Below are 23,843 nucleotides of genomic sequence, written 5' to 3'. Positions count from 1 at the left end.
CATGTGCACCGAGCAATGGCAAAAGGGCAGGGCAGCGGCCGATCGCGGTCGAGTGCGGTCGTGTGCAACCGAATTCCTGCCATTGTCGCCAGCACATCGCGCGGGATCTCCCGGGACGCGCGCGCGGCCGCATTCCGGCCGGTCCGCTCACCCTTCGCGGCGGCAATTCGGCCAGGGCGTGCCGCCGGACGGCACAGGCACTCGAACGCCGTCAGGCCTGATCTCACCGGGGCGCCGTCCCGCGGGTGAACGGCGCCCCGACAGAGGGCGAAGGGAGCGCGCCCCGTGCGAGGCCGGGCCCGCTCGGGCTCAGTCCGCGGACGGGATCAGGAAGAGGTGGATCGACTGGTCCTTCGCGCGGTGCCGGTCGCTCTCCGCGCCCTTCTTCGCGCGGTCCGACACCACCACGACATGGTCGCGCGAGACCCAGGACACGCCTTCAGCGGTGCCGTACACGGTGCGGCCCTTGCCGTCCTTCGGCAGGTGATGCACCGTGCCCTCGTCCACCTGCCACTTCTTGGGCGCGAGGCGGCCCACCCACAGCGCGGCGGACGCCTGGGACAGGACGGCGATCCTGCCGTCGCGCACCGACACGCTGCTGTAGTCCTCGAAGGGCAGCGAGCCGGGCAGCCGGATGGTGTCCACGTGGTCCCACTGATCGGTGCCGCGCCGGAAGACCTGGATGCGGCCGCCGCCCGGCCTGCGCCCCTCCTTGCCGCCCGCGCACCGGTTGCCCTCGCACAGGCCGAGCAGGTACCCGGTGCCGTTCCGCTCCACCCACTCCAGGCCCTCCATGCCCTTGTTCGCGTCGGACAGCGCGAAGTCGAGCCACGCGGAGCCGCGCGGGCGCAGCCGGGCGTCGTACTCCTGGACGCGGGCGCGGAACCCCTTGGGCTTGACGGGGACGGCCTCGCTCAGCGTGTAGTGGCGCCCCTTCGACGGGTCGTACGCGAGGTCCTCGTACCCCTCGGCCTCCTCGGTCCCCGCCGCCTTCTTCTTGGTGCCGCCCTTCGCGTCCTTCCCCTTCGCCGCCTTGGAACTGCCCTTCTTGGTACGGCCGTTGGGGTCGACGATGCCGTTCTCCGGCGCCTTGGGGGACAGTTCGCTGCTGATCCGGATGAAGAAGGGCAGGTTGTCGCAGACGACGAGGAAGGCGCCGTCGCGGTAGAGCACGCCGCTCGCCTCCAGACGGCTGCCCGCGACGTCGCCGATCAGGTCCTGGATCCTGGCCTCCTTGACCAGGCGCAGTTCGGCGGAGGTGCCCGCCTTGCCCGGCTTCTTGGCTGTGGTCATGACGGCAGAACCTCCATCGCCCCGGGGAACACGGCACCGCTCGCGCCGTTGGGATACGTCTTGCGCAGCTCGGCGAGCTGCTGTCGCGCGCTGTCGTAGCGCATCCGCGTGTAGTGGTAGATCCCGTACGTGAACTGCGAGCCGCGGCTCAGCTCCCACTGCCGGTACCCGGCGCGGTACACCTCGTCGTTGGTGAACTGCCGCCCGGTGAAGGGCTGTCCGTGCGGGCTGTCCGACTCGGCGTACGCCGCCGCGGAGATGAGCTGCCACAGGCCGTCGGTCCGCCCCGAGCCCTCCGCGCCGAGCAGTGCGGCGACCCGCTCGGGGCCGAACTCGGTGTCGAGCAGGAACTCCAGGTGGTCCAGGTAGTACTGGCAGAAGTCGTGGTGCCGCAGCAGGTTGGTGAAGAGCGGCAGGTGCGACGTCTCGTGCGGGGCGTGCGTGATCCGGCAGTAGTTGCGGCTCATCGCGGGCCAGTCGAGCAGGTCCGTGTACTGCCACTGGGTGGCGAAGAAGTCGATGCCCGAGCTGTTGTCGTAGTCCCAGGGGACGAAGGTGAAGTACGGCCGGGCCATGAAGCCCGACGCGTCCCCGAGCCGCCCCGAGTTGTAGAGGTAGTAGTTCGCCGGGGTGGCGAAGTAGTTGTCCCAGCTGCCGAGCAGTACGTTGGCGCCCGCCCAGCGCAGGAACGCCCGGACGTTCATGACGTCCTCGACCGACGAGCGGAAGGCGTCGGTGGCGAACCGGCCCTCGTCGCCCGGCAGGCCGGTCCCGTTGACGGCCCGGACGAGCGCGGCCAGGTCGTCGTAGGTGTTCGCGGCCGGGCCGTCCTCGTTCGTCTTCAGGCGGTAGGTGCGGTCGTCCTCCAGGCTGCCCAGGGTGAAGTACTGGTGGCCGCCGTCCGAGCCGTCCGTGCCGGTGCGGTGCTCCAGGGTCGCGGCGCCCACGTCGCCGTAGTACGCCTTGTAGAGGTTGCCTTCGGAGTTCTTGCCGAAGTGGTCCTTCAGGAACTTCTTGTCGACCTGCTCGATCACCGAGAACAGGCCCATGTAGCGGTCGTTGAGGGAGAACGTCGCGTACGTGTGCTGCGCCGCCGGGATGCCCGCCCGCTCCAGGAGCCGCCAGGCCACGGCCTCCCGCATCTGCGAGGGGTCGTTGTACATCGCCTTGAGGTTGATCCGCTCCATGCCGTGCAGCCGGTCCTCGCTCGCGCCGATCTCCAGGTCGATCTTCCAGGACCGCTTGGGCGCGTGGGCCGTCATGTTGCCGCTGTTGACGAGCGAGAACGCCGTCGCCGACAGCAGCTCCGCGTCCGGCTCCCCGCTCCTCGCGATCGTCAGCCGGGCCCCCGGCGGCGCCACGACCACCTCGTCGGCGGTCAGCAGGCCGGGCGGCCAGCCGGTGACCTCGACCTGATACAGGCCGTACGCGAAGAACTCCGTCTTGTCCTCCGCGGCGTCGAGATACGCCTGGACGATCTGCCCGATCCCGGTGGGCCGCCCCTCCGCGTCGGCGAGCACCAGCCTGCCGTCCGCGCCCGCGACGTCCCCCTGCTCGGCGAGCAGCAGGTCGTACAGCACACCGAACTCGGCCTTCGTGCGCAGCGCGGCGTCACCCGGCCCCGCCGTCGCGTTGGCCTGCTCGGCGAGCCTGCGGCCGGTGCCCTGCGGCAGCCGGGAGACGACGACGGACTGATTCTTCAGCCTGTCCCGGAACGTGCCCTTGTCGATGGTCCTGTCCATGGTCCTGTCCATGCGACCTCCCGAGGGGTGAACTCCTTTCTCTACGCCCGGCTCCACATGACCGCCAGGCTGATTACCGGCCCTACCTCCGTGCGGCGCGGCGGCGCGGGGCGGCGGATGACGGTGCGCGACACGCCGACAGCATGCGGAATACGCCAGGTTCATGCGCCTGGAGCCGGTGATCGTTAGGGTGGCCCCATGGGGATGTCTTCCGCCGAGCGCCTGCGGACCGCCGTGGCCGCACTCATGCACGTCACCGGCGACACCCAGGCGGGAATCGCCGAGGTCCTCGGCGTCGACCCGACCCAGGTGTCACGCCGTCAGTCGGGGGCGGCCGCCTGGTCCCTGGACGACTGCGACACGATCGCCGGCCACTACGGCATCGACGTGCTCGACCTGCTCGCGGGCCCCACCCGCGCGTGCGAGTCCCTGCCCGCCGAGCGCCGCAGGACCGTACCCGGACGCCGTGGCGCGGACGCGGCGGCGAAGGGGGCCGCCCGATGAGCGACTTCGACGCCATCGACGCGCTGCTCGACTCCAGCGGCCCGGAGACCGAACTCCCGCCCGCCGCCGAGCGCCGCGCCCTGCGCGAGGCCCTGCACCTGTCGCAGGCGCAGGTCGCACGGGCCATCGGCGTGAGCCCGACCACGGTCGGCGGCTGGGAGTCCGGACGCGAACCGACGGGAGAGGTGCGCGACAAGTACGCGTACTTCCTGGGGGCCGCGCGGGAGCGGATCGCGCCGGAGCCCGAGCCCGAGCCCGCGCAGGAGCCGGAGCCGGAACCGGACGTCGCGGACGCGGCCGATGGCGCTCCGGCCGCCGACGGTTCCGCCGCCGACAGCGAAGCCGTGCCGCTCGCCACGCCCGAGCCGTGCGTCCTGTGCGGGCAGCCCGCCACCGAGCAGGTCGAGGGCTTCCCGCAGCACCTCGACCCCGCGGCGTGCGGGGCGCCCGCCCCCGCCCCCCGGCAGGCCGCCCCCGCCCCCCGGCAGGCCACCCGTGTCGTCCGCAGTCCGGGCCGTGGCGAGCGGGTCGTGCCGGTCGGGCGGCGGATGCAGGTCGCGTCCGAGGTGCCCGATCTGATCGGTGACGCGGTGGCGGCCGCGCTCGCCGCGCACGAGGGCGATGTCGACGCGGCCACGGCGGCGCTGGTGAAGCGGGCCATCCCGGACGCGATGGCCCTGCTCGACGAGACGCGCAAGGGCGGCCGCTACGACATCGTGGCCCACCCCTGGATCCCCGACGTGCTGCGCAAGCAGAGCGCGAAGGGCGCCGACCGGATCTGGGAGGCCCGCCCCAAGTGGGCCCGCCCCGAACTCCCCGCGGGCGCCCACGAGGTGATCGCCCTCGACATCAACGGCGCCTACCTCTCCGCGCTCAAGACCCATCTGCCGATCGGCCAGCTGGAGCACTCCACGGGCTTCGAGCACGACCGCCGCCGCGCGGGCGTCCATCTCGTGACGCCTCCGGAGTGGCACCACGACGCGGTCCTGCCCAACCCCATCGGCAACCGCGACGAGCCGGGACCCTTGTGGGTGACCGAGCCGACCCTGCGGCTCCTGCTGCGTCTGTCGGGCCCCAAGTACGGCCTGTGCGACCCCCCGGAGATCCACGAGTCGTACACGTCGGGCGCCACCGAGGGGCTTCTTGAGAAGTTCCGCGTGGCGCTCAAGGACGCACGCGACCGGGCGATCACCGAGGGGGACGAGACGACCCTGGAGTATGTGAAGGCGATGTACTCCAAGTTCGTCTCCACGATGGGGGAGTCGAACTACAACCGGGAGCTGTACCGTCCCGACTGGATGCACCTGATCAGGTCGCAGGCCTTCACCAACCTCTGGATGAAGGCGTTCAAGGCGTACGACGAAGGGCTGACGGTCGTCCGCGCGATGGGCACCGACGAGCTGCACGTCATCGGCGACTGGCGGAGCGTCTTCCCCGAAGGCCGCGGCGTCACCGAGGTGAAGGTGAAGGACCGCTATACGGTCGGCAGGGACCCGGCCGAGCACGCCGAGCACGCCGGGCACGCCGGGCACGCCGACGGCGCCGAGCAGACCGAGTAAGGAGCAGCAAGTGCCCGAACGCATCCATGAGTTCGGCAAGTTCGGGGCCCGTGGCATCAAGGGTCACGAGGCCGTCGCCCGCCGTCTCGACGATCTCGCCGGGGGCATCGCCACCCCCGTCACCGTGCGGCGCGGCCTGCTGGCGCGCCTGCACTACCTCACCCGCTCCGGCCACGCCCGCGCCGCCGCGCGGGAGGCGGGCCTCACCGCCACCGACCGTACGGTCAGGGCCTGGCTCGACGGCAGGCGCAACCCGTCGCGGAAGAACCTCGAACGCATCGAGTCCGCCTACCGCGTGGTCCGCCGCAAGAACGTGGCGCGCTATCTGCTCGGCCGCCTCAACGCCCGCGGCGGCACCCGCGTGGAGCTGCACCCGCTGAACCAGTCGCAGGTGCCGCGCCCCCACCAGCGCGTCCTGGAGTTCCGCACCCTGAACATCCGCCGCTGGGACCACATCGTCGACGCCTGGGCCCGCGGCGACGACGGCGCGCTCGACGCGGCGTGGGTGGACCAGATCGTCGATCTCGGCTCGCAGTGGGGCCAGTACGAGTACGTGTCGAACGTCGGCTTCGCGGCCTGACGTCCGGGGCGGGCGGTGCGCCCCGGGCCGGCCGCCGTCAGACGGAGGCCAGCACGCGGTCCAGCGTCCCGCGTCCGGCGGGCCCCCACGTCGGTTTGCCGCCGGGTCGGCCGAGGTCTCCCGCGCGGCCGACGGAGATGAGGTCGAGGGCGCGGCGGACGGCCCAGCCGCGGGCGCGGCGGACGGCCGCCCCGTCGGCGCGACCGTAGGCGTCGAAGAAGGGTGCGGCGCCGCCCTCGGGCAGGAGCAGCCAGGCGGCCGCGAGGTCCGTCGCGGGGTCGCCCGCGCAGACCTCGCCGAAGTCGATCACCCCGGCGAGCGTCCCGTCGTCGACGAGGACGTTCGCGGGATGGAGGTCGCCGTGCAGCCACCGCGGCGGGCCCTCCCAGGCGGGCGCCGTGACGGCGTCCTGCCAGACGGCCCGCAGGGCCCGGACCGTGTCGGGGGCGAGGTCGTCGGAGGTGAACTCCTGGAACGCCGCCTCGACCCCGGCGGCGACGCTCTTGAGCGGAACACCGCGGTCCGGGTTGGTCGGTGCCTCGGTGGGCGCGTTCTCGTGGAGCGCGCCGAGGAAGGCCGCGAGCGTCTCTGCCGCGTGCCCGGCGCGGCTGATCACGGCCCTGTCGGCGGGTTCGCCGGGCACCCAGGCCGCGACGGTCCACGGCATCGGGAAGCGCGCGGTCGGCTCACCGATCCGTAAGGGAACCGGCACGGGCAGCGGCAGGCGCGGCGCGAGGGCGGGCAGCCACTGGTGTTCGTTGCGCAGCAGGGACGGGGCGCGTGGCGTACGCGGCAGACGTACGGCCAAGTCGTCGCCCAGACGCCACAGTTGGTTGTCCGAGCCGCCGTCGACGAGCCGCAGGTCAAGGTCCGCGAGGTCGGGGTGCTGCTCGCGCAGCATGGACCGCACCAGTTCCCGATCCGAGTCGCCCATGTGCGAGCCCCACCCCTCAGCGAAGTCGACGGGAGCAGTCCCGTACGCGTCCGGGTCAGGCTATACGCGGCGCGCGCCCCTCGAACGAGGAGCGCGCGCCAGGACCGTTCCTGCGGATCAGACCGCCGGTGCCGGGTACGTCGGGTACTCCACGCCGGAGACGTGCTGCACGACGCGGATCACCTGGCACGAGTAGCCGAACTCGTTGTCGTACCAGAGGTAGAGGATCGCGTTGTCGCCGTCCACCTTGGTGGCGCCCGCGTCGACGATCGAGGCGTGGCGCGAGCCGATGAAGTCGTTCGAGACCGCGTCGGGGGCGCTGGTGAAGTCGATCTGGCGCTTCAGCGGCGAGGTCAGCGACACGTCGCGGAGGTAGTCGAGGACCTCGTCGCGGGTGGTCTCGCGGCCGAGCCGCAGGCTGAGGATCGCGATCGAGACGTCCGGCACGGGGACGCGGATCGAGCTGCCGGTGATCGGCGCCTTGAGGTCGGGCAGCGCCTTGGCGACGGCGGACGCGGCACCGGTCTCGGTGATCACCATGTTGAGCGGCGCGGAGCGGCCGCGGCGGTCGGCCTTGTGGTAATTGTCGAGCAGGTTCTGGTCGTTGGTGAACGAGTGGACGGTCTCCACGTGACCGCGCAGCACGCCGTACTCGTCGGCCATCGCCTTCAGCGGCGGCACGATCGCGTTGGTGGTGCAGGAGGCGCAGGACAGGATCTGCTCGTCCGGCTTGATCGTGTCGTGGTTGACGCCGTGCACGATGTTCGGGACGTCGCCCTTGCCGGGCGCGGTGAGGACGACCTTGTCGATGCCGGGGCGCAGGTGCGTGGAGAGGCCCTCGCGGTCGCGCCACTTGCCGGTGTTGTCGATGAGGATGGCGTCCTTGATGCCGTACGCCGTGTAGTCGACCTCCGACGGGTCGTTCGCGTAGATCACCTTGATCTCGTTGCCATTGGCGATGATCTTGTCGTTCGCCTCGTCGACGGTGATCGTGCCCTGGAACTGGCCGTGGATGGAGTCGCGGCGCAGCAGCGAGGCGCGCTTCACGATGTCCTGCTCACCGCCCCTGCGGACGACGACGGCGCGCAGCCGCAGTCCGTTGCCGGAGCCGGCCTTCTCGATGAGCAGCCGGGCGACGAGGCGGCCGATGCGGCCGAAGCCGTAGAGGACGACGTCGCGCGGCGCGCAGCGCTCGATCTTGTTCTCGCCCGTGGCGCCGACGACGGCCCCGGCGGTGAACTCCTCGACCGACAGACCGCGGTCGTCGGCCTTGTAGGTCGCGGCGAGCATGCCGAGGTCGATCTGGGACGGGCCGAGGTCGAGGGCGGCGAGGGCCTTCAGGAACGGCATCGTCTCGGTGACGGAGAGCTCTTCACCGGCTATCTGACGGGCGAACCGGTGGGTCTTGAGGATGCTGACCACCGACTTGTTCACCAGGGAGCGGCTGTGCAGCAGGATCGTCACGTCCCGCTCCCGGTGCAGCTTCCCGATGAGCGGGATCATCGACTCCGCGATCTCCTCGCGGGTCTTCCAGTTGGTGAACGAGTCGTCATTGACAGTCACGAGATTATCTTTCGAGCTAGGCGGCGCTCATATGCTAACCCCTCGCTGTTTCGCTCCCGCGGACGGCCGCCGCCCACCGGAATCACGGGTTCTGCCGAGGCCCGGTTCCGCGCCCGCTCCAGGCCCCGGCCGCACCCGCACGGCGCCCTAGACTTGGGCCTTCAGTACTTTCGGGCGGCCGCGCGGGCCGCCCGCGCGGGACGGGAGCGGAACAGTGGTGGCACGGGTCGGGGGAGCCGGGCGGCAGGAGGGCCCGTCGAGCGACGTGCTCGGCCGGGCGGCCGAGGCGTTCGGAATGCTCGCCGCCCCCGCCAGGCTGCACATCGTGTGGCTCCTCGCCGAGGGCGAGAGCGATGTGACGGGCCTGGCCGAACGGGTCGGCGGCGCGCTGCCCGCCGTCAGCCAGCACCTGTCGAAGCTGAAGCTCGCGGGCCTCGTACGGGCCCGCAGGGAAGGCCGCCGCCAGGTGTACTACGTCGACGACCCGGACATCGTGACCGTCGTCCGCCTCATGGTCGGCCAGCTCACCGAGCGCGCGGAGCAGGACACCACGCCGGTGCGCCGACTGCGCGGGACCGGTGCCTGAGCGCCTGGCGCCGCGCCCGGCACGGCAGGACCGGCCGCCCGGCGGGAGCCCCGGCGACCTCACCCCGCTGCAGGTGCTGCGGTCCCTCGACGCCACCCCGCGCGGACTGACCGAACAGGACGCCACGGACCGCCTCGCCCGGTACGGCCCGAACACGCTGCCGACCCACCGCGCCGTCCCCTGGCCCGTCCGTCTCGTCCGCAGCCTGCGCGACCCGTTCACCGCGGTGCTGCTCGGGCTCGGCCTGGTCTCCGCGGCCGTCGCCTCCTGGGGCACCGCCTGTGTGATCCTCACGCTCGTCGCGGTCAGCTGCGTACTGCGCTCGCACGGCGAGTACCGCGCCGAGAACGCCGTACGCCACCTGCGGAAACTCGTCGCCAGCACCGCGAGCGTGCAGCGCCGCGGCACGGCCGACGCCGCGCCCCGCACCCGGGAGACACCCGTCGACGAACTGGTGCCGGGCGACGTCATCCGGCTCGGCCCCGGCGACCTGGTGCCCGCCGACGTACGGCTGCTGCGCGCGCACGGACTCACCGTGGACCAGTCGGCGCTCACCGGCGAATCCGCCCCCGTCGCCAAGGAGGCGTCCGACGTGCCGGACCCCGGCGGGGCGCCCGGCGGCGGGGCGTTCGGACGGGCGCACCTGTGCTTCCAGGGCAGCAGCGTCGCCTCCGGCAGCGCCGCCGCGCTGGTCGTCGCCACCGGCGCGGACACCCGCTTCGCCGCCGCGCACACCCGGCGGGCACCGCGCACCTCCACCGCGTTCGACCGCTCCGTGCACGGCATCTCCTGGGTCCTCATCCGCTTCATGCTGCTCACCCCGCCGCTGGTCCTGATGGCCAACGCGGCGCTGCGCGGCCGGGGTCTGGAGACGCTGCCCTTCGCCGTGGCGGTCGCCGTCGGCCTGACGCCGGAGATGCTGCCGGTCATCGTCACCACCTGCCTGGCCCGGGGCGCGTCGCTGCTCGCCCGCGCCCACGGAGTGATCGTCCGACGGCTGCCCGCGCTGCACGACCTCGGCGCCGTCGACGTGCTGTGCGTGGACAAGACCGGCACGCTCACCCAGGACAGACCCGAGGTCGCCGGTGCCTTCGACGCCGCGGGACGGGCGTCGACCGAGGTGCTGAACTGGGCGGCGGCGAACGCCTGGTGGACCCTCCAGCTCGCCGACCTGCCCGCCCCCGACGCCCTCGACGAGGCGCTCCTCGACGCCGCGGACCCCGAAGAGGCCATGGCGTACGACGGCGTGGCCGCGGTGCCCTTCACCCCCGGGCGCCGCGTGTCCACCGCCGTGGTGCGCGAGCCCGGCACGCTCGGCGTGCACACCCTGATCGTCAAGGGCGCCGTCGAATCGGTGCTCGAACGCTGCGCGGCGGACGACGGCGAGCGCGCCGCCGTGCTCGCGAGCGCCGCCCGGCAGGCCGCCGCCGGACTGCGGGTGATCGCCGTCGCCACCGCGGAGCGCGCGGCCCGCACGGGGGAGTACACCCCGGCCGCCGAGCGCGGCCTGACCTTCCGCGGCCTCGTCGCGTTCCGTGACGCGCTCGCCCCCGGCGCGGACCACGCACTGGCGGGCCTCGCGGAGCGCGGCGTCACCGTCAAGGTCCTCACCGGCGACCATCCGGCCACCGCCGCCCGCGCCTGCCGCGACCTGGGGCTCGACCCGGGCGACGTGGTCGGCGCCGACTCCATCGACGCGCTCACCGACGAACGCCTCGCCGAACTCGCGGACGCCACCACGGTGTTCGCCCGCTGCACCCCCGAGCACAAGGCCCGGATCACCGCGGCCCTGCGCGCGCACGGGCACACCACGGGATTCCTCGGCGACGGCGTCAACGACCTGCCCGCGCTGCGCGCCGCCGACGTCGGCATCTGTCCGCGGGGCGGCGTCGAGGTCGCCCGCGAGAGCGCCGACGTGGTCCTCGCCGACAAGGACCTCACGGCGATCGGCCACGCGATCGCCGCGGGGCGGCACAGCAGCGGCAACATCGCCACGTATCTGCGGATCACGCTCTCCTCGAACCTCGGCAACGTCATCGCGATGCTCGCCGCCGGGCTGCTCCTGCCGTTCCTGCCGATGCTGCCCGTCCAGGTCCTCGTGCAGAACCTGTGCTTCGACGCGGCCCAGCTCGCCTTCGCCCACGACCGTCCGGCCCCCGGCGCCACGAGCCGCCCGACCGTCCTGCACCCCCGCTCGTTCCTGCGGTTCATCACCGGCTTCGGCCTGCTCGGCGCCCTCGCCGACCTCGCCACGTTCGGCGCGCTCGCGCTCACCGCGGGGGCGTGGAGCGACGAGCCCGCCTTCCACTCGGGCTGGTTCACCGAGAACCTGCTCGCCCAGGCCCTGGTGATCCTGCTGCTGCGCACCGGACCGCGCCCCGCGCCGGGCCCCCTGCGCGCGGCCGCCGCGGCGCTCGCCGCGATCGGTGTCCTGCTGCCGCTCACCCCGCTCGCCGGACCGCTCGGCCTGACCTCGCTGCCGCTGCCGTACTACGGGGTGCTCGCCGGGATCCTCGCGGTGTACGCCTTCGTGCTCGTCGGCATCCGGACCCGCGCCCGTCATCCGTAGGAGAGGTCCGAGCACGGGTTGTCGTCGGCCGAGCGGGTGTGCTCGGAGAGGCCGGAGGGGGCGCCGCCCCGGTAGGAGCTGCCGAGGACGAGCCGGAGACCCGCGCCGGACTCCAGGTCGTCGACACGCTTCGGCTCGGCTCCGCGGACGAGCGTGGCGAGCGTCTCGGCCCGGCTCTTCTGCCCGGGTCCCGGCCCGTACTGGACCTCCGTGGTGGTGTGGTCCCTGCTCGCCGCGTCCGTCGTGGCCGTCACGGTGAAGTCGTGCTTCCTGAGGGTCTCGGCGGCGCGCGCGGCGAGGCCGTCGGTGCTGGTGCCGTTCTGGACGGCGACGCTGATCCCCTTGCCGGACACGGGCTGCTTGCCGCCCGTGTCGGCGCCGTCGAGGGTCCGGTCGTCCTTGAGCGCCGACCAGAGCGCGTCGGCGTCGGGCTGTACGACGGCGACGCGCTGCCCCTCGTACCGCCAAGGGACCGTGATGAACCGGGTGTTGTGCAGGTCGATGTCCTTGAGCGACATCGCGAACGAGAGCAGCTTGTCGGCGGAGCCGAGTCCGGGGTCCACGGTCATGGACTTGGTGGCCGCCTCGGCGAGCGGGAGAAGCCTGGTCGGGGTGAAGCCCTCCTCCTTCACCTTCTTCAACAGGCTGGAGACGAACGCCTGCTGGCGCTTGATGCGGCCGATGTCGGAGCCGTCGCCGATGCCGTGCCGGATGCGTACGTAGTCCAGGGCCTTCTGCCCCGACACGCTCTGCTCGCCCTTGGTGAACAACTTCTTGCCGCGGGTGGTGCGGTGCGGGTCGAGGTTGCCCTGGTAGACGTCCTTCGGCAGGCATACGTCGACGCCGCCGACGACGTCGGTGAGCGCGGCGAAGCCCTTGAAGTCGATGACGACGGTGTGGTCGACGCGCAGTCCGGTCAGCTTCTCGACCGTGTTCTGGGTGCAGGCGGGATTGCCCTTGGCGGTCTGGCCCACGGAGTAGGCGGCGTTGAACATCGTGTCGGGTTGCTCGGGGGTCCAGCTCCCGTCCGGGAGCCTGCACGACGGGATCGTCACCAGGGTGTCGCGCGGTATGGAGACGGCGACGGCATGCCGGTGGTCGGCGTACACATGCAGCAGGAACGCGGTGTCGGAGCGCCCGATGTCCGCCTTGTCCCCGCCGCCGAGCGCGGAGTTGCCGCCGGTGCGCGCGTCGGAGCCGATCACCAGGACGTTCTCGCCCTTGGACGCGGCGGCGTCCGGACGGTTCTTGGCCAGGCCGTCGGCGTCGAACGTCTCGATGTTCCCGGAGAGCCGCAGATAGATCCATCCCCCGCCGGCGAGGGCGAGGACGAGCAGGGACAGGACGACGGCGAGCACGAGACGCAGACGCCCACGACGCTTCCCGCTGCCGCTGCCGCTGCCGCGTCGGTGTCCGTGGCGGGTCGGTGGGGCCTTCCGCCTGCGGCGCGGTGGGGTCTCCTGCCGGCTGGTCGTCATGAGTGCGCCCTCATTCGAATCGCTCGCGCGGAGGGGGGCGACCGGCCCCACCCCCTTAGTTGTACAGTTGCGCAATGTAGCAAGCATTCCGGGCGAGATGGAGAAGAGGTGGGTGGGTTGCTCCGCAACGCACTGGAGCCGTGGCACCTGCTGGTCGTGGCGGTCGTCGTCATCGTGCTGTTCGGCTCGAAGAAACTGCCGGACACGGCCCGGTCCCTGGGCAAGTCGATGCGGATCCTCAAGAGCGAGGCCAAGGCGATGAAGAAGGACGACGAAGCGCCCTAAGGCTTGTCCGGCGGCTCAGGCCAGGCCCTAGCCGATCGGCGACCTCTCCACCCGCGCGTTCTTCCACTCGGCGCCGAAGGAGGGGCAGGCCGTGTCGCCGCCGTCCCAGGACAGGGTGATCGTGACGGCGTCCGGAGTGCCGTCCACGGAGAAGTCGGTCTTCGCCGCGTACCGGTGCCGCCCCCGCGTGCTGCCGCCGCCGAGGCGGTCGCCGTCCGCGTGGATCTCCCAACGGACGCGCCGGTCCGTGCAGTTGCCGGGTACGGAGAGGGTCAGCTCGCCGCGCAGTTCGCGGCCGTCGAAACCGAAGCCGCGGCCGATCCCGTCGGGGCGGAAGCTGGTCTCGGCACGCTTGCGTACGTCCCAGGTGAGATACCGGTCCTCGGACACGCCCTGCCCGCCGCCCGTCTCCGTGCGGAAGACGGGCGGCGCCCCGTCGAGGGGGCGGGTCAGATAGAGGGGGTTCGTCGCGGCGACCGTCAGGGACATGCCGACGACCAGGACCACGATCGCGAGGATGACGATCAGGCCGGTGTGCCGCGCCTTGCCACGTTCGCCTTCGCCTTCGACGTCGCTTTCGACTTCGCCTTCGTCAGAAGGCATAGAACGGGTCGTATCGCTTGGACAGGGCCGGTTTCTCCCATACGAGGGTGTACCTGTCGCACGTACCGGCGGCCCCGGTCGGATCGACGCTCAACGTCACCGTGTCCACGCTGGACTTGAGGAGGAAGCCGGTCGCGACCTGCGTGCCCGAGCCGGACCCGCCGTCGTCCCGCACCGTCCCCTGCTTGAAGCGGCGGCCGTCGAGCGCGATCTCCCATGCGACTTCGACGGGCTTGCCCCCGCAGTCGCTGCCCGCCATCAGACGCAGCGTGCCCTGCAGACGGTCGGTCGGGATGTTCTCTTCCGGTGCGAACACGCTCTCCACCCGACCGGCCACGTCCCACGTGTACGCGTTGCCCGCCGCGGTGGGTCTGCGGCCGCCGGAGGGTTCGAGGCCGACGGTGCCGAGGCTGATGAACAGGCCGACGACCAGGTAGATCGCCACGGGCAGACACAGCAGGCCGATGAGGCAGCCGATGCCGAGCGGGTCCTGCGGGTAGAGGGCGGGGGCCGTCTCGGCGTCGCCGTCGGTGTCGTCATCGTCGTCGGTCTCGTCGCCGGAGCCCGAGCCGGACTCGGAGCCCGCGTCGGCATCGGCACCGGCATCCGTGTCCGTGTCCGCACCGGTCTCGGACGTCGTGGACGGCCCCGGATCCATCGCGAGGGTGACGACCGCATGGTCACCGCTCTCGGCGCGCCCCTCGGCCCGTCCTTCCGCCCGGACCTCGGCCTGCCCCTCGACAGGCCCCTCATCCGTCACCACGGCCTGAGCCGTGGGCTCCGGAGTCAGCAGCCTGCGCGCCTGCACGCGCAACACGGCGACCTCGCGCCGCAGTTGATGGACGGTCTCCCGTTCGGCGGTCAGTTCGCCCTCGGTGAGCTTGATGTACCGGCGGGCGTGTTCGAGCTGGCGCAGCAGCCGGTCGCGGTCCTTCAGGGCGGCGGATTCGTCCAGTTCCTGGGTGAGGTCGGACAGTTCGGTCTTGAGCCGGTCCGCCTCCTCCCGCCAGTAGAGCAGTTGGGTGTCCGTGTCCTTGCTCGCGCGCTGGGCGGCGCGGCGGAGGGTGTGCAGGCGGTCCGGTTCCCCGGCGGGGAGCGGTCTTCCGGATGCGTCGACGAAGTCCGCCAGCGCGTCGAGCACGTCCTTGGGGGCGATGCGCCCGCCCTTGAGGTAGCGCTTGACCTGGGCAGGGGGCAATGCGAGCGCGCGGCCGAGACCGGCCGTGCCGCCGTCGTCGTCCAGCAGGGGCCGGACGGCCTCTCTCAGGGCCTGCGCGTACGCGGCGGCTTCCGGGCCCACCGGCTGGTCCCAGCGGTTGTGCGCGAGGACGATGCGGTGCCCGAAGTGGTCGGCGCGCTGCTGGGGTTCGGGCCGCCCCTTGGCGATCAGCTCGCGGCGTACGTGCCGGAAGAAGGCGTCCGTGTCGAGCAGGTCGGGGCCGTCCGGGATGCCTTCGTCGAGTGCCTTGATGACCTCGCCGGTGAACGCCGTGTACGGCTCGCCCTTCGGGGCCAGCGCACGGGCCGTCGCCGACGCCGCCGTCAGCAGGTACGTCCCCTTGATCCCCGCCAGGTCGGCCAGTTCCTCGTTCGTCGGGCCGAGGTGGTCCCCGAACACCCGCCCGGCGTAGCAGCAGTCCAGGATGACGAGGCGCTGCCGGGCGGTGCACACCTCCATCAGGGTGTGCCGGATGTGGTTGAAGTCCAGTGCGTTGTAGAGGCGTTCGGTGTCGGCGCCGGGCAGGGCCAGGTGCAGGCCGAACTTGAGCGGGGAGAGCCCGTGCCCGGCGAAGTACACGAGGAAGGCGTCCGTCGCCTCTTCGGCCATCGTGTGCAGCGTCTGCATGACCGAAGGGGCGGAGACGGCCTTGGGTCCGGACAGCGCGACGCAGTGTTCCTCGGGCAGGCCCCACAGGTCGTCGTCCATGAGCAGCTCCTTCAGCTTGCTCACGTTGTTGTCGACCGAGGGCAGATCCGGCAGCTTCTCGTAGGCGGCCACGCCGATCAGTACGGCACGGGACCGGGCGGGGTCGGGAAAGGGTGAGTTCATCGGGCGCCCGGCTGCCGGGTGCCGGGCGTTTCAGGGTCGCCGGGGTCCGCGCCGGGGCCCGCGCCGGGCGGGCCGCCGGGATCGTCCGGCGCGGGTACGGTGTCGTGGAGTGCCGTCACGATGCGGCGGATGTCCTCGTCGGACGCGCCGTGGACCGTGACGGAGCCGCGCCCCGTCGTCAGTGTCACCGAGGGCGCCGCGGGGCGGGCGGTGCGCCAGGCGGCGTACGCGAGCGCCAGGTTGAGGGCGGCGAAGCCGTGGTTCAGGACCATGTCGATGACGTCGGCGGCGCCCATGGTCTCCGCGTCGTCCTGCTGTGCGGGGCGGAGACTGATGTCCGCGTGCTCCCGGACGTCGGCGGTGTGCCTCAGCCACGCGTAGAGATCGAGCGTGGTCCTCTCCTCGCCGTCGGCGCCGTACGCGCCGACGTGGATCCGCACACGTCCGGCGTTGTGCTGACATTCCATGAGGGACAACGGTAGCCAGAACTGGGCCTGGGCGGAGGAGAGTTGGCGGGGAGCGAGCAGGAAGGCCCCCGCCGGGTTCCGGTGGGGGCCTTCCTCGCGTGTGAGCGCTCCCGCTACTCGCCCGCCGATGCCTTGCGGCGCCGTACGACGAAGACGGCCGCGGCGCCCGCGACGACCGCGGCGCCACCGGCGGCGGCCATGACCGGCAGCGCGCTCGACGAGCCGGTCTCGGCGAGGTCGCCGTCGGCGACACGGGCCTCGGTGCGCACCTCGGAGCGGCCGCCCTGCGGGGTGTCGCCGTTCTTGGCCCGCTCCTTGGCCAGCGCGTCCTGGTCCTTCTTGGCGCCGGGCCTGCCCTTGGCGTCGTCGACCTTGCCGGGCTCACTGCCCGCGGGCAGCACGGTGAAGTCGAACTGGCTGATCTTGTCGAATCCGCACTGGCCGTCCTCGCCGTACGAGTGGCCCGTGGTGAAGAAGTAGCCCGTGCCCGCCTTGGCTTCCTTCCCGATCTTCATGCGCAGCTTGCTGTCCGCGTACGCGCCGGGCGCGATGCTGCCGACGGTGGCGAAGTCCTCGTTGTCGTTCCACTCCGAGTTCCCGCCCTCGACGGCCTGCCAGGCGCCGCTCTTCGGGTTGAACCACTCGACGGTGACGGCGAGTTCGGAGACGTCGTCGATCTTCGGGTCGGCGGTGCCGAGGTAGAACGACAGGTCGGTCTCCATCAGCTTGACCGTGGAGACGTTGGTGACGCGGTAGGTGTACTCGTGCCACCCGGAGCCCGCGACGATCTCGCTCGGCAGCCCGCGCAGCCCCGTCTTCCCGCGGTCCTCGTCGGGTATGCCCGAGCAGAAGGCCGGGCGGGTGTACGTCGGCGACGGCGTGGCGTCGCTCGCGTACGCCGCGGGCGATGTGAGCAGGGAGACGGACCCGATGGCGGCGACGGCGACGGCCGTCGACAGGGCACGGTGGAGCTTCATGTAACCCCTTTGGGGAGATGGAGAGCGGGGGGCGCATAAGTGACCTGCGGGACTATTGATCGGTTGCCTTGCCCATGGGAACTTTTCTTGTGATCTCCCTCATACGCAAGGAGCGCCATGTCGCCCACCGAGCGCGGGTCCCTGCACATCGTCGAAGTGCCCTTGGGGGACGGTGAGGACGTCGTCAGGGTCCAGGTCGCCGAGGTCGACGAGAGCCTGGTGCGGGTCGGCAGGGGCGGCCGCACCGTGGCGCGGGCCGAGCAGTCGCTCGCGCAGGTGATGGATGTCGTACGCCCCGTCGCGGACACCTTCGTCGCACGCTGCCGCGAGATGGGGCGTCCGCCGGACGAGGCCACGGTGCAGTTCGGCGTCTCCCTCTCCGCGGACGCCAAGGTCGTCATCGCCGGTACGTCGGCGGCCGCGAACTTCTCCGTCAGCATGACCTGGAACCGTCGCGACGACCGGGCGCCCCAGTGACGGGCGGGGGCCGAACGGGCCTGCGGCACGCGGCGTCCTCTCCCGAGTCGGTCCTGGCCTCGGCCGTCGTACGGATCGGCGGCAGCGACGGAGCGATCGGCGGCGCGGGCTTTCTCGTCGCGCCGGATCTGGTGATCACCTGCGCCCATGTGGTGTCCGACGCCCTCGACCTGCCGCGCGACGGCGTCGTGGAGACCGGGGCCGAGGTCGCCGTGGACCTGCCCCTCGCCGACGGCGCGGGAAGCGGCGAAGGCGCGGGGCAAGGGGCGGCCGAGGTCCTGCGCTGGGTGCCGGTCGGCGACGACCAGAGCGGGGACGTGGCCCTGCTGAGGCTGCGCGAGGCGCTCCCCGGGGCGCGCCCGCTGCCCATGGCGGAGCCCGAGAGCGTGTGGGACGACGAGGCGCGCACCGTGGGGTTCACCGACGACCACCCGGACGGAATCTGGCACGTCGGGCGGCTTCGGGGGCGCACCGGGCGCGGCTGGGTGCAGCTGTCCCGGGCCGACGGAGCCGCCGCGCACGTCAAGCGCGGCTTCAGCGGCAGCCCCGTCTGGGACGACACGCGCGGCGCCGCGGTCGGCCTGCTGGTGGCGGCCGAGCCCGTGCACGAGGCGCAGCAGGCGTTCGTGGTGCGGACGAGCAGGCTGGTGGCGGACCTTCCCGAACTGGCCGCCGTCTTCGAGGCCGCCTCGCCGTTCCGCGGCCTCGCGGCCTTCCAGGAGGACGACGCGGAGGACTTCTTCGGCCGCGACGAGGACGTGGCGGGCGTCGTCGCGGCCCTGCGCGGCGACCTCCCGGGCGTGACGGTGTGCGGGCCTTCGGGCTGCGGCAAGTCGTCCGTCGCGCTCGCCGGTGTGGTGCCGCGGATGCGCGAGGACGGCTACGAGGTCCTCGTCCTCGACTGCGGACACCTCGACTCCCCGACTACGGCCCTCGCGACGGAGCTGTACGAACGGGTGAGGTCGGGACGGTACGGCCCCGCGCGGGCGGACAGCGCCGACCAAGTGGAGGTGTGGTTACGGGAGTTGGGGTTGGGGGCCGCCTTCCAGCGGGCCACCGGGCGCAGGACGGCCCGCCTGCTCGTCGTGCTCGACCAGGCCGAGGCGCTCCTGAACCGCCCGAAGGACGAACTCGCCGACGCCCCCGAGATCGCCGAGACCGTGGAGCTGCTGTTCCCCGAGCGGCGGCAGCCCGATCTGCGGGTGCTGGTCACCCTGCGCGCCGACTTCCTGGACACCGCGCTCAGGCACCCGCGCCTCGGCCCGGTGCTGAGCGGCGGGACGACGTACCCGCTCGCGGCGATGTCGCGCGACCAGCTGCACACGGTGATCACGGCACCGCTCGGGCGCGTCCCGACCGTCGGCTACGACCCGGGGCTCGACCTGCGCATCCTGGACGACGTGGGCGGCGCGCCCGGCAATCTTCCCCTCCTCGGCTTCGTCCTTGAACAGTTGTGGGAGCGGCGGTACGCCGGACGGCTGCGCGAGGAGATCTACGACGAGATCGGCCGCGTGCCCGGCGCGCTGGGGCGGCACGCCCACGACGCGTGGCAGGAGTGCGTCGGGCCCGGCGACGAGGTGGCGGCGCGGCGGCTCCTGACGGGCCTCGTACGGGTGCTGCCGGGCGGCGACGCGCCGCTGCGGCGCGTGCTGACGCGGGACGAGGCGGGCGAGGAGTGCTGGCGGCTCGCCGAGGCGCTCGGCGGCCGGCGCCTGCTGGTCCTCGACGGGGGCGAAGGGGGCCCGGAGCGCGCCGAGTTGGCGCACGAGGCGCTGATCACGCACTGGCCCACGCTCAGGGACCAGGTGGCCGCCGACGCCGAATTCCTCGCGGCGCGCGCCGAGTTGGACCACGACCGCGAGCGGTGGGCGAAGGCCGGGCGATCCGCCGCGCTGCTCCCGGGGCCGCTGCCGCTCGCCGCGCTGACCGGTCGGCTCGCGGGCCGCGAGGAGGAACTGGACGAGGAGCAGCGGGAGTTCCTCGCCCTGGCCCGCAGGCGGCGGCGGGTGCGGCGGCTCGGGGCGCGGGCCGGATGGATCTCCGTCGCCCTGGTCCTCGCGCTGATCGCGGGGCTCGGCACGTTCCTGCACCAGGAGTCGCGGGCGCGCGCGGACCGCGAGGCGGAGGGGCGCTCACGCACCCTGGCCGTCCAGTCCGACGAGTTGACGAACACCAACCCCGGGCAGGCCGCCCTGGCCGCGGTCGCCGCGTACGAGATCTCGCCGACGCAGGAGGCCCGGAGCGCGCTCATGCGCAGGAACGAAGAGATGCGGGACATGGCGTGGTCGCTGACCGGCGCGGAAGGGGAGATCAAGGACGCGGCCATGAGCGCGGACGGCCGTGTGACGCTGGTGACGACCAAGAGCGGCCGCGCGACCCTCTTCCTGCGCACGGCGAACGGCCGGGTCAGACAGGAGCAGTTGCGCCTCGGCGTCAACGTGCGGGCTCCCGTGGTCAGTCGGGACGGGCGGCGGATCGCCTACCTGCGCGACTCGGATTCCGCGGTGACGTGGCGTGCGGTGACGCCGGCGGGGGAGCGGCTGGTGGGACGGGCCCACCGGCTCGACGATCGGCTCACGGACAGCGCGTCGGACGCGGCCCAGCTGGGTGCCCAGGTCATGGCGTTCTCTCCCGACGGACAGCGCCTCGTCGGCGTGTCGGCGGCGGACGCGAAGCACCCGGGGCGGGTGTGGGACCTGCGGACGGGAGAGTCCCGGATGCTGCCGAAGCGGGTGACCGGGCTCACGGAGGTGTGGTCCGGTCCGGACGCGAACACGTTCGTCTCCGTACGCGACACCGCGGCGGAGAGGCAATCGGCCGTCGCCGTCGACCTGCGCACCGGCAGGATGCGTGAACTGGCCGACGACGTGGGCGGACTCGGCTCCACGGTCTCGGCCGACGGCGGCGTGCTGGTCGTCTGCCGGCACGACGGCTTCGGCAAGGGGTCGAAAGGGGCCCGCTACCGCGCCGTCGACGTCGCGGCAGGGAAGGTGCTGAGGACCTACGAGCAGGGCAAGGACACGCTCTGCTCGGCCCCCGTCGTCGACCGGCGGGGCGAGAACTTCGCGGTGCCCGGCACGAGCGGCGGATGGCGCCTGGTCCCCGTCCGGCAGGACAGGAAGCCCCGGCTGTTCTTCGGCCCCGACGCCCTTCAGCAGGTCGGGCCCTTTCCCCTGCTCGGTACGCCGGACCATCCCGTCCTGATCGGCAGGGACGAGCACGCGGTGACCGGGTGGACGATGCAGCTGGACGACGACGGCACCGCCTTCAGCCCCCCGAAACTCATCGGCGACGGCAGCACCATGGTCGTCCGCGAGGGCGAACACGCCGACAGCCTGCGGGTTGCCGAGACGGAGGGCGACGGGCGGACCCTCGCCGAAGTGCGCAGGAGCAGTTCCACCGTTCCCCCGCACGCCAAACAGCTGCTTGAGGTCAACGGCGCGGGGACGCTGATGGCGGACGTCTCGGACCGGAACCGGATCACGGTCCGCGCGCTGCCCTCGCTGCGCAAAGTGGCCGAGTTCCGCACGGCGATGCCGCCCACGAGGCCGGACGGTGTGCCCGATCTCAACTACCGCTTCCTCGACGACCACCGGCTCGTCACGACCTCCGGCACCCGCGTCGAGCAATGGGACGCCCGCACGGGCGAACGGCTCTCACGGCCGATCGACCTGAAGGCGCTCCACCTCACCCGGCAAGCACAGCCCATCTACCTCGTCGGCCGGCATCGGGAACCCGGTCATGTGGTGGTCACGGTGCACGGGGAACCGTACCTGCACGCCGTGAACCTGCGAACGGGCAAGGAGGACAAGCGACTTCGCGTGCAACTCGGCGACGATCTCAACACGGCCTTCTTCCTCAAGGACGAGCGCTACGCTGCCGCGCTCACCGTGGGCAGCATGGTGGAGCTGTGGTCGGTGCCGCCCGGGCGGCCCGCGAAGCGGGTCGGGGGACCGCTCGGCCCGCTGAATGCCGACCGATGGACCGCGGGCGGCTTCGGGAAGACCGGCTTCTTCGTCGCGAACAACAGCTCCATACGCTTCCTCAAGGCGGGCGACCCCACGTACCAGGAGTCGTACGAATTCGAGGACACACAGGGCTTCCTGGCGGCGAGCGACGACGGCACCGCGCTGCTCCACGTGCCCGAGGAGGGCGGCCGGATGGACCTGCTCCGCCTGGACCCCGCCCGCTGGAAACGCCACCTCTGTTCCGTCGTCGGCCGCGACTTCACGACGGACGAACGCAGCATCCTGCCCGGCGAACTGCCGGACGGGGTCTGCGCGCCCTGACGGCGGCGGAACAGGCCGCACCGCCGAGCGCCAGGACCGTGCGGAAGGTTCCGGAAGCTACTTGTTCGGGTTCCGGAACCGGCCGAACGCCTTCGTGAAGCCGCTCAGTGGCGAGCCGTCCGCCTTGACGTGCCCCGGCGCGGCCGGCCGGACCGTGCCGTCGCCCCCGGTCGCCTCCGCCAGTGCGGCCTGCGCCGCCTCGGCCGCCTCCCGGTACAGGTCGCAGGACTTCGTCATGGCGTCGAGCGCCTCGGCGTACTTGGTGACCATGCCCTGGGCGTGCACCAGCTCCTCGTCGGGGGTGAGCAGATGCCAGCCCTGACGCAGCCGGGTCAGGGCCCGCTCGGCGTCGGCGGGAAGCGGCCTCGGCAGCGCGGCGAACTCCATGATCCTGTCGAGGAGTTCGGTCGGCTCCGAGCCGTCGAGGAAGACGCTGCGCACTGTGAAGCGCTCCGCGTCGTACTCCGGCCCCTGCGGCGACACGGGCAGCACGACACCGCCGCCGCGCGGCATCCGTACGCCCAGCTCCCGCTTCATCGCGAAGTCGGCGATCTGCGCCTGCTCCGGCGTGCCCCGGTGCTCGACCACCCGGTGCCGCAGGCCCGGCGGCAGGAAGGTGGAGACGGGCTGCTGCCCCGCCGCGTCCGGCGTCATCGCCTCGTGCACCACGACGTGGAGGGACCAGCTCTGCCGGGTGCAGTCGCGCAGCCGGTGGCGCAGCTCGTCGTCGTCCTTGGGCAGGTGGTTCGTCGTCCGCAGGCGCACGCCCCGCACCGTGTCGTGGTCCCAGGGGACCCGCTCGCTGTCCGGCCAGAACATGGTGGCGGGCGACGGCCACTCCAGGTCCCAGGGCAGCTCCGCCTCGGCGGCGAGCACCCAGATGACGCCGTCGCCGTCCTTGCGGCGGGACTCCGGGTCGTACGTCGTCAGCTGCGCGCGCACCGTGACGTCGTCGGCCACCTGCCAGCGGGCCTCGAAGAGGCGGCGGGCCGAGGGGCCGGGGTCGGCGGACTCGTCCCGCGGGTGCAGGACGGTGGAGCGGGCGGCCTCGACGGGGTCGAGCTCCAGGAAGTCGTCCAGCACCCCGGCCGCCTTGAGGGCGATCAGGTTGCGCCGGACGTCCTGCTCGGGCTCGGGCCCGAGGTGGCGCCCGCGCCCGAGCCACGCGGTGTCGGGGACGGTGGTCGTTGAGGTGCTGTTTTTGGCCATGGATTCGTTCTGTGGGTGGTCGGGGCCCGACCAGTATGGTCCGTTCACCTGTCGAGGGAAGCGGTACCCCGTCCACAGCGCGATCCACCCGTGCGTCGTTCCCGGTTCCGCACAGGGGCATCAACCGCCCCGATCCGGCCAAACCGGGGCGCGGCCTCAGGCGAGCAGTTTGGTCTTCGCCTGGGAGAATTCCTCGTCGGTGAGCGCGCCCGAATCATGCAGCTCGGCGAGTCTCGCCAATTCGTCGGTGCCGCTGGACCCGCCGGTTCCGCCGCTGCCGCCCGCGGCCGCCTTGCGGATGTATTCCTGGAACGCCGCCTCGCTCTGCTGGGCCTGCTTCACATCGCGTTTGCCCATTCCACGACCGCGCGCGATGACATAGACGAGCACCCCGAGATAGGGCAGGACGATGCAGAAGACGAGCCAGCCCGCCTTGCCCCAGCCGCCGAGTTCGTCGTCGCGGAAGATGTCCATGACGACCCGGAACAGCAGGAACAGCCACATGATCCAGAGGAAGAACCACAGCATGGTGAGGAAGAGGTCGAGGAGCGGAAGGTCATCGTCCATGACTGCCTCTTTCGGGCATCGCGGATGGTCCTGGGAAGTATCTCCCGCTTCCTCCGGCCGCGCATTCCGGGAATGCCACGAGATTTGGCGATATCAGCGGCATTAGCCGAA

Annotated in this window: 18 protein-coding genes and 1 pseudogene; 8 read left to right on the top strand and 11 right to left on the bottom strand. The window is 72.2% G+C overall.

Annotated elements, in window-relative coordinates; all coding sequences use genetic code 11:
• Positions 1-309: 309 nt before the first annotated feature.
• Positions 310-1,293 carry a hypothetical protein gene (locus ACFWZ2_RS25940; RefSeq protein WP_384549528.1) on the bottom strand — a complete coding sequence of 328 codons (984 nt, stop codon included), beginning with the start codon at positions 1,291-1,293 and terminating at the stop codon, positions 310-312.
• Positions 1,290-3,047 carry a CotH kinase family protein gene (locus ACFWZ2_RS25935; protein ID WP_384549526.1) on the bottom strand — a complete coding sequence of 586 codons (1,758 nt, stop codon included), beginning with the start codon at positions 3,045-3,047 and terminating at the stop codon, positions 1,290-1,292. Before ACFWZ2_RS25935 ends, ACFWZ2_RS25940 begins: the two co-directional genes overlap by 4 nt.
• Positions 3,048-3,233: 186 nt before the next feature.
• Here ACFWZ2_RS25935 and ACFWZ2_RS25930 point away from each other — a divergent pair, with 186 nt between their 5' ends.
• Genes ACFWZ2_RS25930 through ACFWZ2_RS25920 form a run of 3 tightly spaced genes read left to right on the top strand, consistent with a single transcriptional unit; the run spans position 3,234 to position 5,678 of the window.
• A complete protein-coding gene (locus tag ACFWZ2_RS25930) occupies positions 3,234-3,539 on the top strand; it encodes a helix-turn-helix domain-containing protein (RefSeq protein WP_384549524.1) in 306 nt (101 codons plus the stop codon).
• Positions 3,536-5,098 (top strand): helix-turn-helix domain-containing protein, encoded by a 1,563-nt coding sequence (locus ACFWZ2_RS25925; RefSeq protein ID WP_384549523.1) that lies wholly within the window; start codon positions 3,536-3,538, stop codon positions 5,096-5,098. The genes ACFWZ2_RS25930 and ACFWZ2_RS25925 overlap by 4 nt, the downstream gene beginning before the upstream one ends.
• 10 nt (positions 5,099-5,108) lie before the next feature.
• A complete protein-coding gene (locus tag ACFWZ2_RS25920) occupies positions 5,109-5,678 on the top strand; it encodes a transcriptional regulator (RefSeq protein ID WP_384549521.1) in 570 nt (189 codons plus the stop codon).
• A 37-nt stretch (positions 5,679-5,715) separates the two neighbouring features.
• Here the strand turns inward: ACFWZ2_RS25920 and ACFWZ2_RS25915 are convergent, their stop codons facing one another.
• Together ACFWZ2_RS25915 and ACFWZ2_RS25910 are read right to left on the bottom strand one after the other, a co-directional pair.
• A complete protein-coding gene (locus tag ACFWZ2_RS25915) occupies positions 5,716-6,612 on the bottom strand; it encodes an aminoglycoside phosphotransferase family protein (RefSeq protein WP_384549519.1) in 897 nt (298 codons plus the stop codon).
• 117 nt (positions 6,613-6,729) lie between these two features.
• Positions 6,730-8,175 carry a glyceraldehyde-3-phosphate dehydrogenase gene (locus ACFWZ2_RS25910; RefSeq protein WP_384549517.1) on the bottom strand — a complete coding sequence of 482 codons (1,446 nt, stop codon included), beginning with the start codon at positions 8,173-8,175 and terminating at the stop codon, positions 6,730-6,732.
• A 214-nt stretch (positions 8,176-8,389) separates the two neighbouring features.
• Here ACFWZ2_RS25910 and ACFWZ2_RS25905 point away from each other — a divergent pair, with 214 nt between their 5' ends.
• Positions 8,390-8,761: an ArsR/SmtB family transcription factor gene (locus tag ACFWZ2_RS25905; protein ID WP_384549516.1), complete on the top strand. Its 372-nt coding sequence runs from the start codon at positions 8,390-8,392 to the stop codon at positions 8,759-8,761.
• Positions 8,754-11,330 carry a magnesium-translocating P-type ATPase gene (gene mgtA, locus ACFWZ2_RS25900; protein ID WP_384549514.1) on the top strand — a complete coding sequence of 859 codons (2,577 nt, stop codon included), beginning with the start codon at positions 8,754-8,756 and terminating at the stop codon, positions 11,328-11,330. Before ACFWZ2_RS25905 ends, mgtA begins: the two co-directional genes overlap by 8 nt.
• Here mgtA and ACFWZ2_RS25895 read toward each other — a convergent pair.
• Positions 11,321-12,808, bottom strand: a complete 1,488-nt coding sequence (locus tag ACFWZ2_RS25895) for an LCP family protein (RefSeq protein WP_384549512.1) — start codon at positions 12,806-12,808, stop codon at positions 11,321-11,323. The genes mgtA and ACFWZ2_RS25895 overlap by 10 nt on opposite strands.
• Positions 12,809-12,925: 117 nt before the next feature.
• Between ACFWZ2_RS25895 and tatA the strand changes: the two are divergent.
• Positions 12,926-13,087, top strand: a pseudogene (gene tatA / locus ACFWZ2_RS25890) (Sec-independent protein translocase subunit TatA); the annotation flags it as partial.
• Between the two features lie 33 nt (positions 13,088-13,120).
• On the opposite strand, the gene ACFWZ2_RS25885 reads toward tatA, so the two are convergent.
• The 4 genes from ACFWZ2_RS25885 to ACFWZ2_RS25870 all read right to left on the bottom strand — a co-directional run bounded on the left by ACFWZ2_RS25885 (position 13,121) and on the right by ACFWZ2_RS25870 (position 17,190).
• Positions 13,121-13,696 (bottom strand): hypothetical protein, encoded by a 576-nt coding sequence (locus ACFWZ2_RS25885; RefSeq protein ID WP_384549511.1) that lies wholly within the window; start codon positions 13,694-13,696, stop codon positions 13,121-13,123.
• Entirely contained in the window at positions 13,686-15,746 is a 2,061-nt protein-coding gene (locus ACFWZ2_RS25880; RefSeq protein WP_384549509.1) for a caspase family protein, read from the bottom strand. Before ACFWZ2_RS25880 ends, ACFWZ2_RS25885 begins: the two co-directional genes overlap by 11 nt.
• Positions 15,743-16,213 carry a hypothetical protein gene (locus ACFWZ2_RS25875; protein WP_384549507.1) on the bottom strand — a complete coding sequence of 157 codons (471 nt, stop codon included), beginning with the start codon at positions 16,211-16,213 and terminating at the stop codon, positions 15,743-15,745. Before ACFWZ2_RS25875 ends, ACFWZ2_RS25880 begins: the two co-directional genes overlap by 4 nt.
• 113 nt (positions 16,214-16,326) lie before the next feature.
• Positions 16,327-17,190 carry an LAETG motif-containing sortase-dependent surface protein gene (locus tag ACFWZ2_RS25870; RefSeq protein WP_384549505.1) on the bottom strand — a complete coding sequence of 288 codons (864 nt, stop codon included), beginning with the start codon at positions 17,188-17,190 and terminating at the stop codon, positions 16,327-16,329.
• Positions 17,191-17,307: 117 nt separating this feature from the next.
• Between ACFWZ2_RS25870 and ACFWZ2_RS25865 the strand changes: the two genes are divergently transcribed.
• The gene (locus ACFWZ2_RS25865; RefSeq protein WP_384549503.1) at positions 17,308-17,667 is read left to right on the top strand and encodes a CU044_2847 family protein; all 360 of its coding nucleotides are present in this window, start codon (positions 17,308-17,310) and stop codon (positions 17,665-17,667) included.
• Positions 17,664-21,956, top strand: coding sequence for a trypsin-like peptidase domain-containing protein (locus ACFWZ2_RS25860; protein ID WP_384549501.1), 4,293 nt, complete (start codon positions 17,664-17,666; stop codon positions 21,954-21,956). Before ACFWZ2_RS25865 ends, ACFWZ2_RS25860 begins: the two co-directional genes overlap by 4 nt.
• Before the next feature lie 57 nt (positions 21,957-22,013).
• Here ACFWZ2_RS25860 and ACFWZ2_RS25855 read toward each other — a convergent pair whose 3' ends face one another.
• Positions 22,014-23,165: a hypothetical protein gene (locus tag ACFWZ2_RS25855; RefSeq protein WP_384549499.1), complete on the bottom strand. Its 1,152-nt coding sequence runs from the start codon at positions 23,163-23,165 to the stop codon at positions 22,014-22,016.
• A 156-nt stretch (positions 23,166-23,321) separates the two neighbouring features.
• Positions 23,322-23,732 carry an SHOCT domain-containing protein gene (locus tag ACFWZ2_RS25850; protein WP_384549497.1) on the bottom strand — a complete coding sequence of 137 codons (411 nt, stop codon included), beginning with the start codon at positions 23,730-23,732 and terminating at the stop codon, positions 23,322-23,324.
• Between the last annotated feature and the right edge of the window lie 111 nt (positions 23,733-23,843).

Source organism: Streptomyces sp. NPDC059002, assembly GCF_042740435.1.
Lineage (GTDB): Bacteria > Actinomycetota > Actinomycetes > Streptomycetales > Streptomycetaceae > Streptomyces.
The sequence above is the reverse complement of the archived record's forward strand: the minus strand, read 5'-3'. Positions and strand labels throughout refer to the sequence as shown.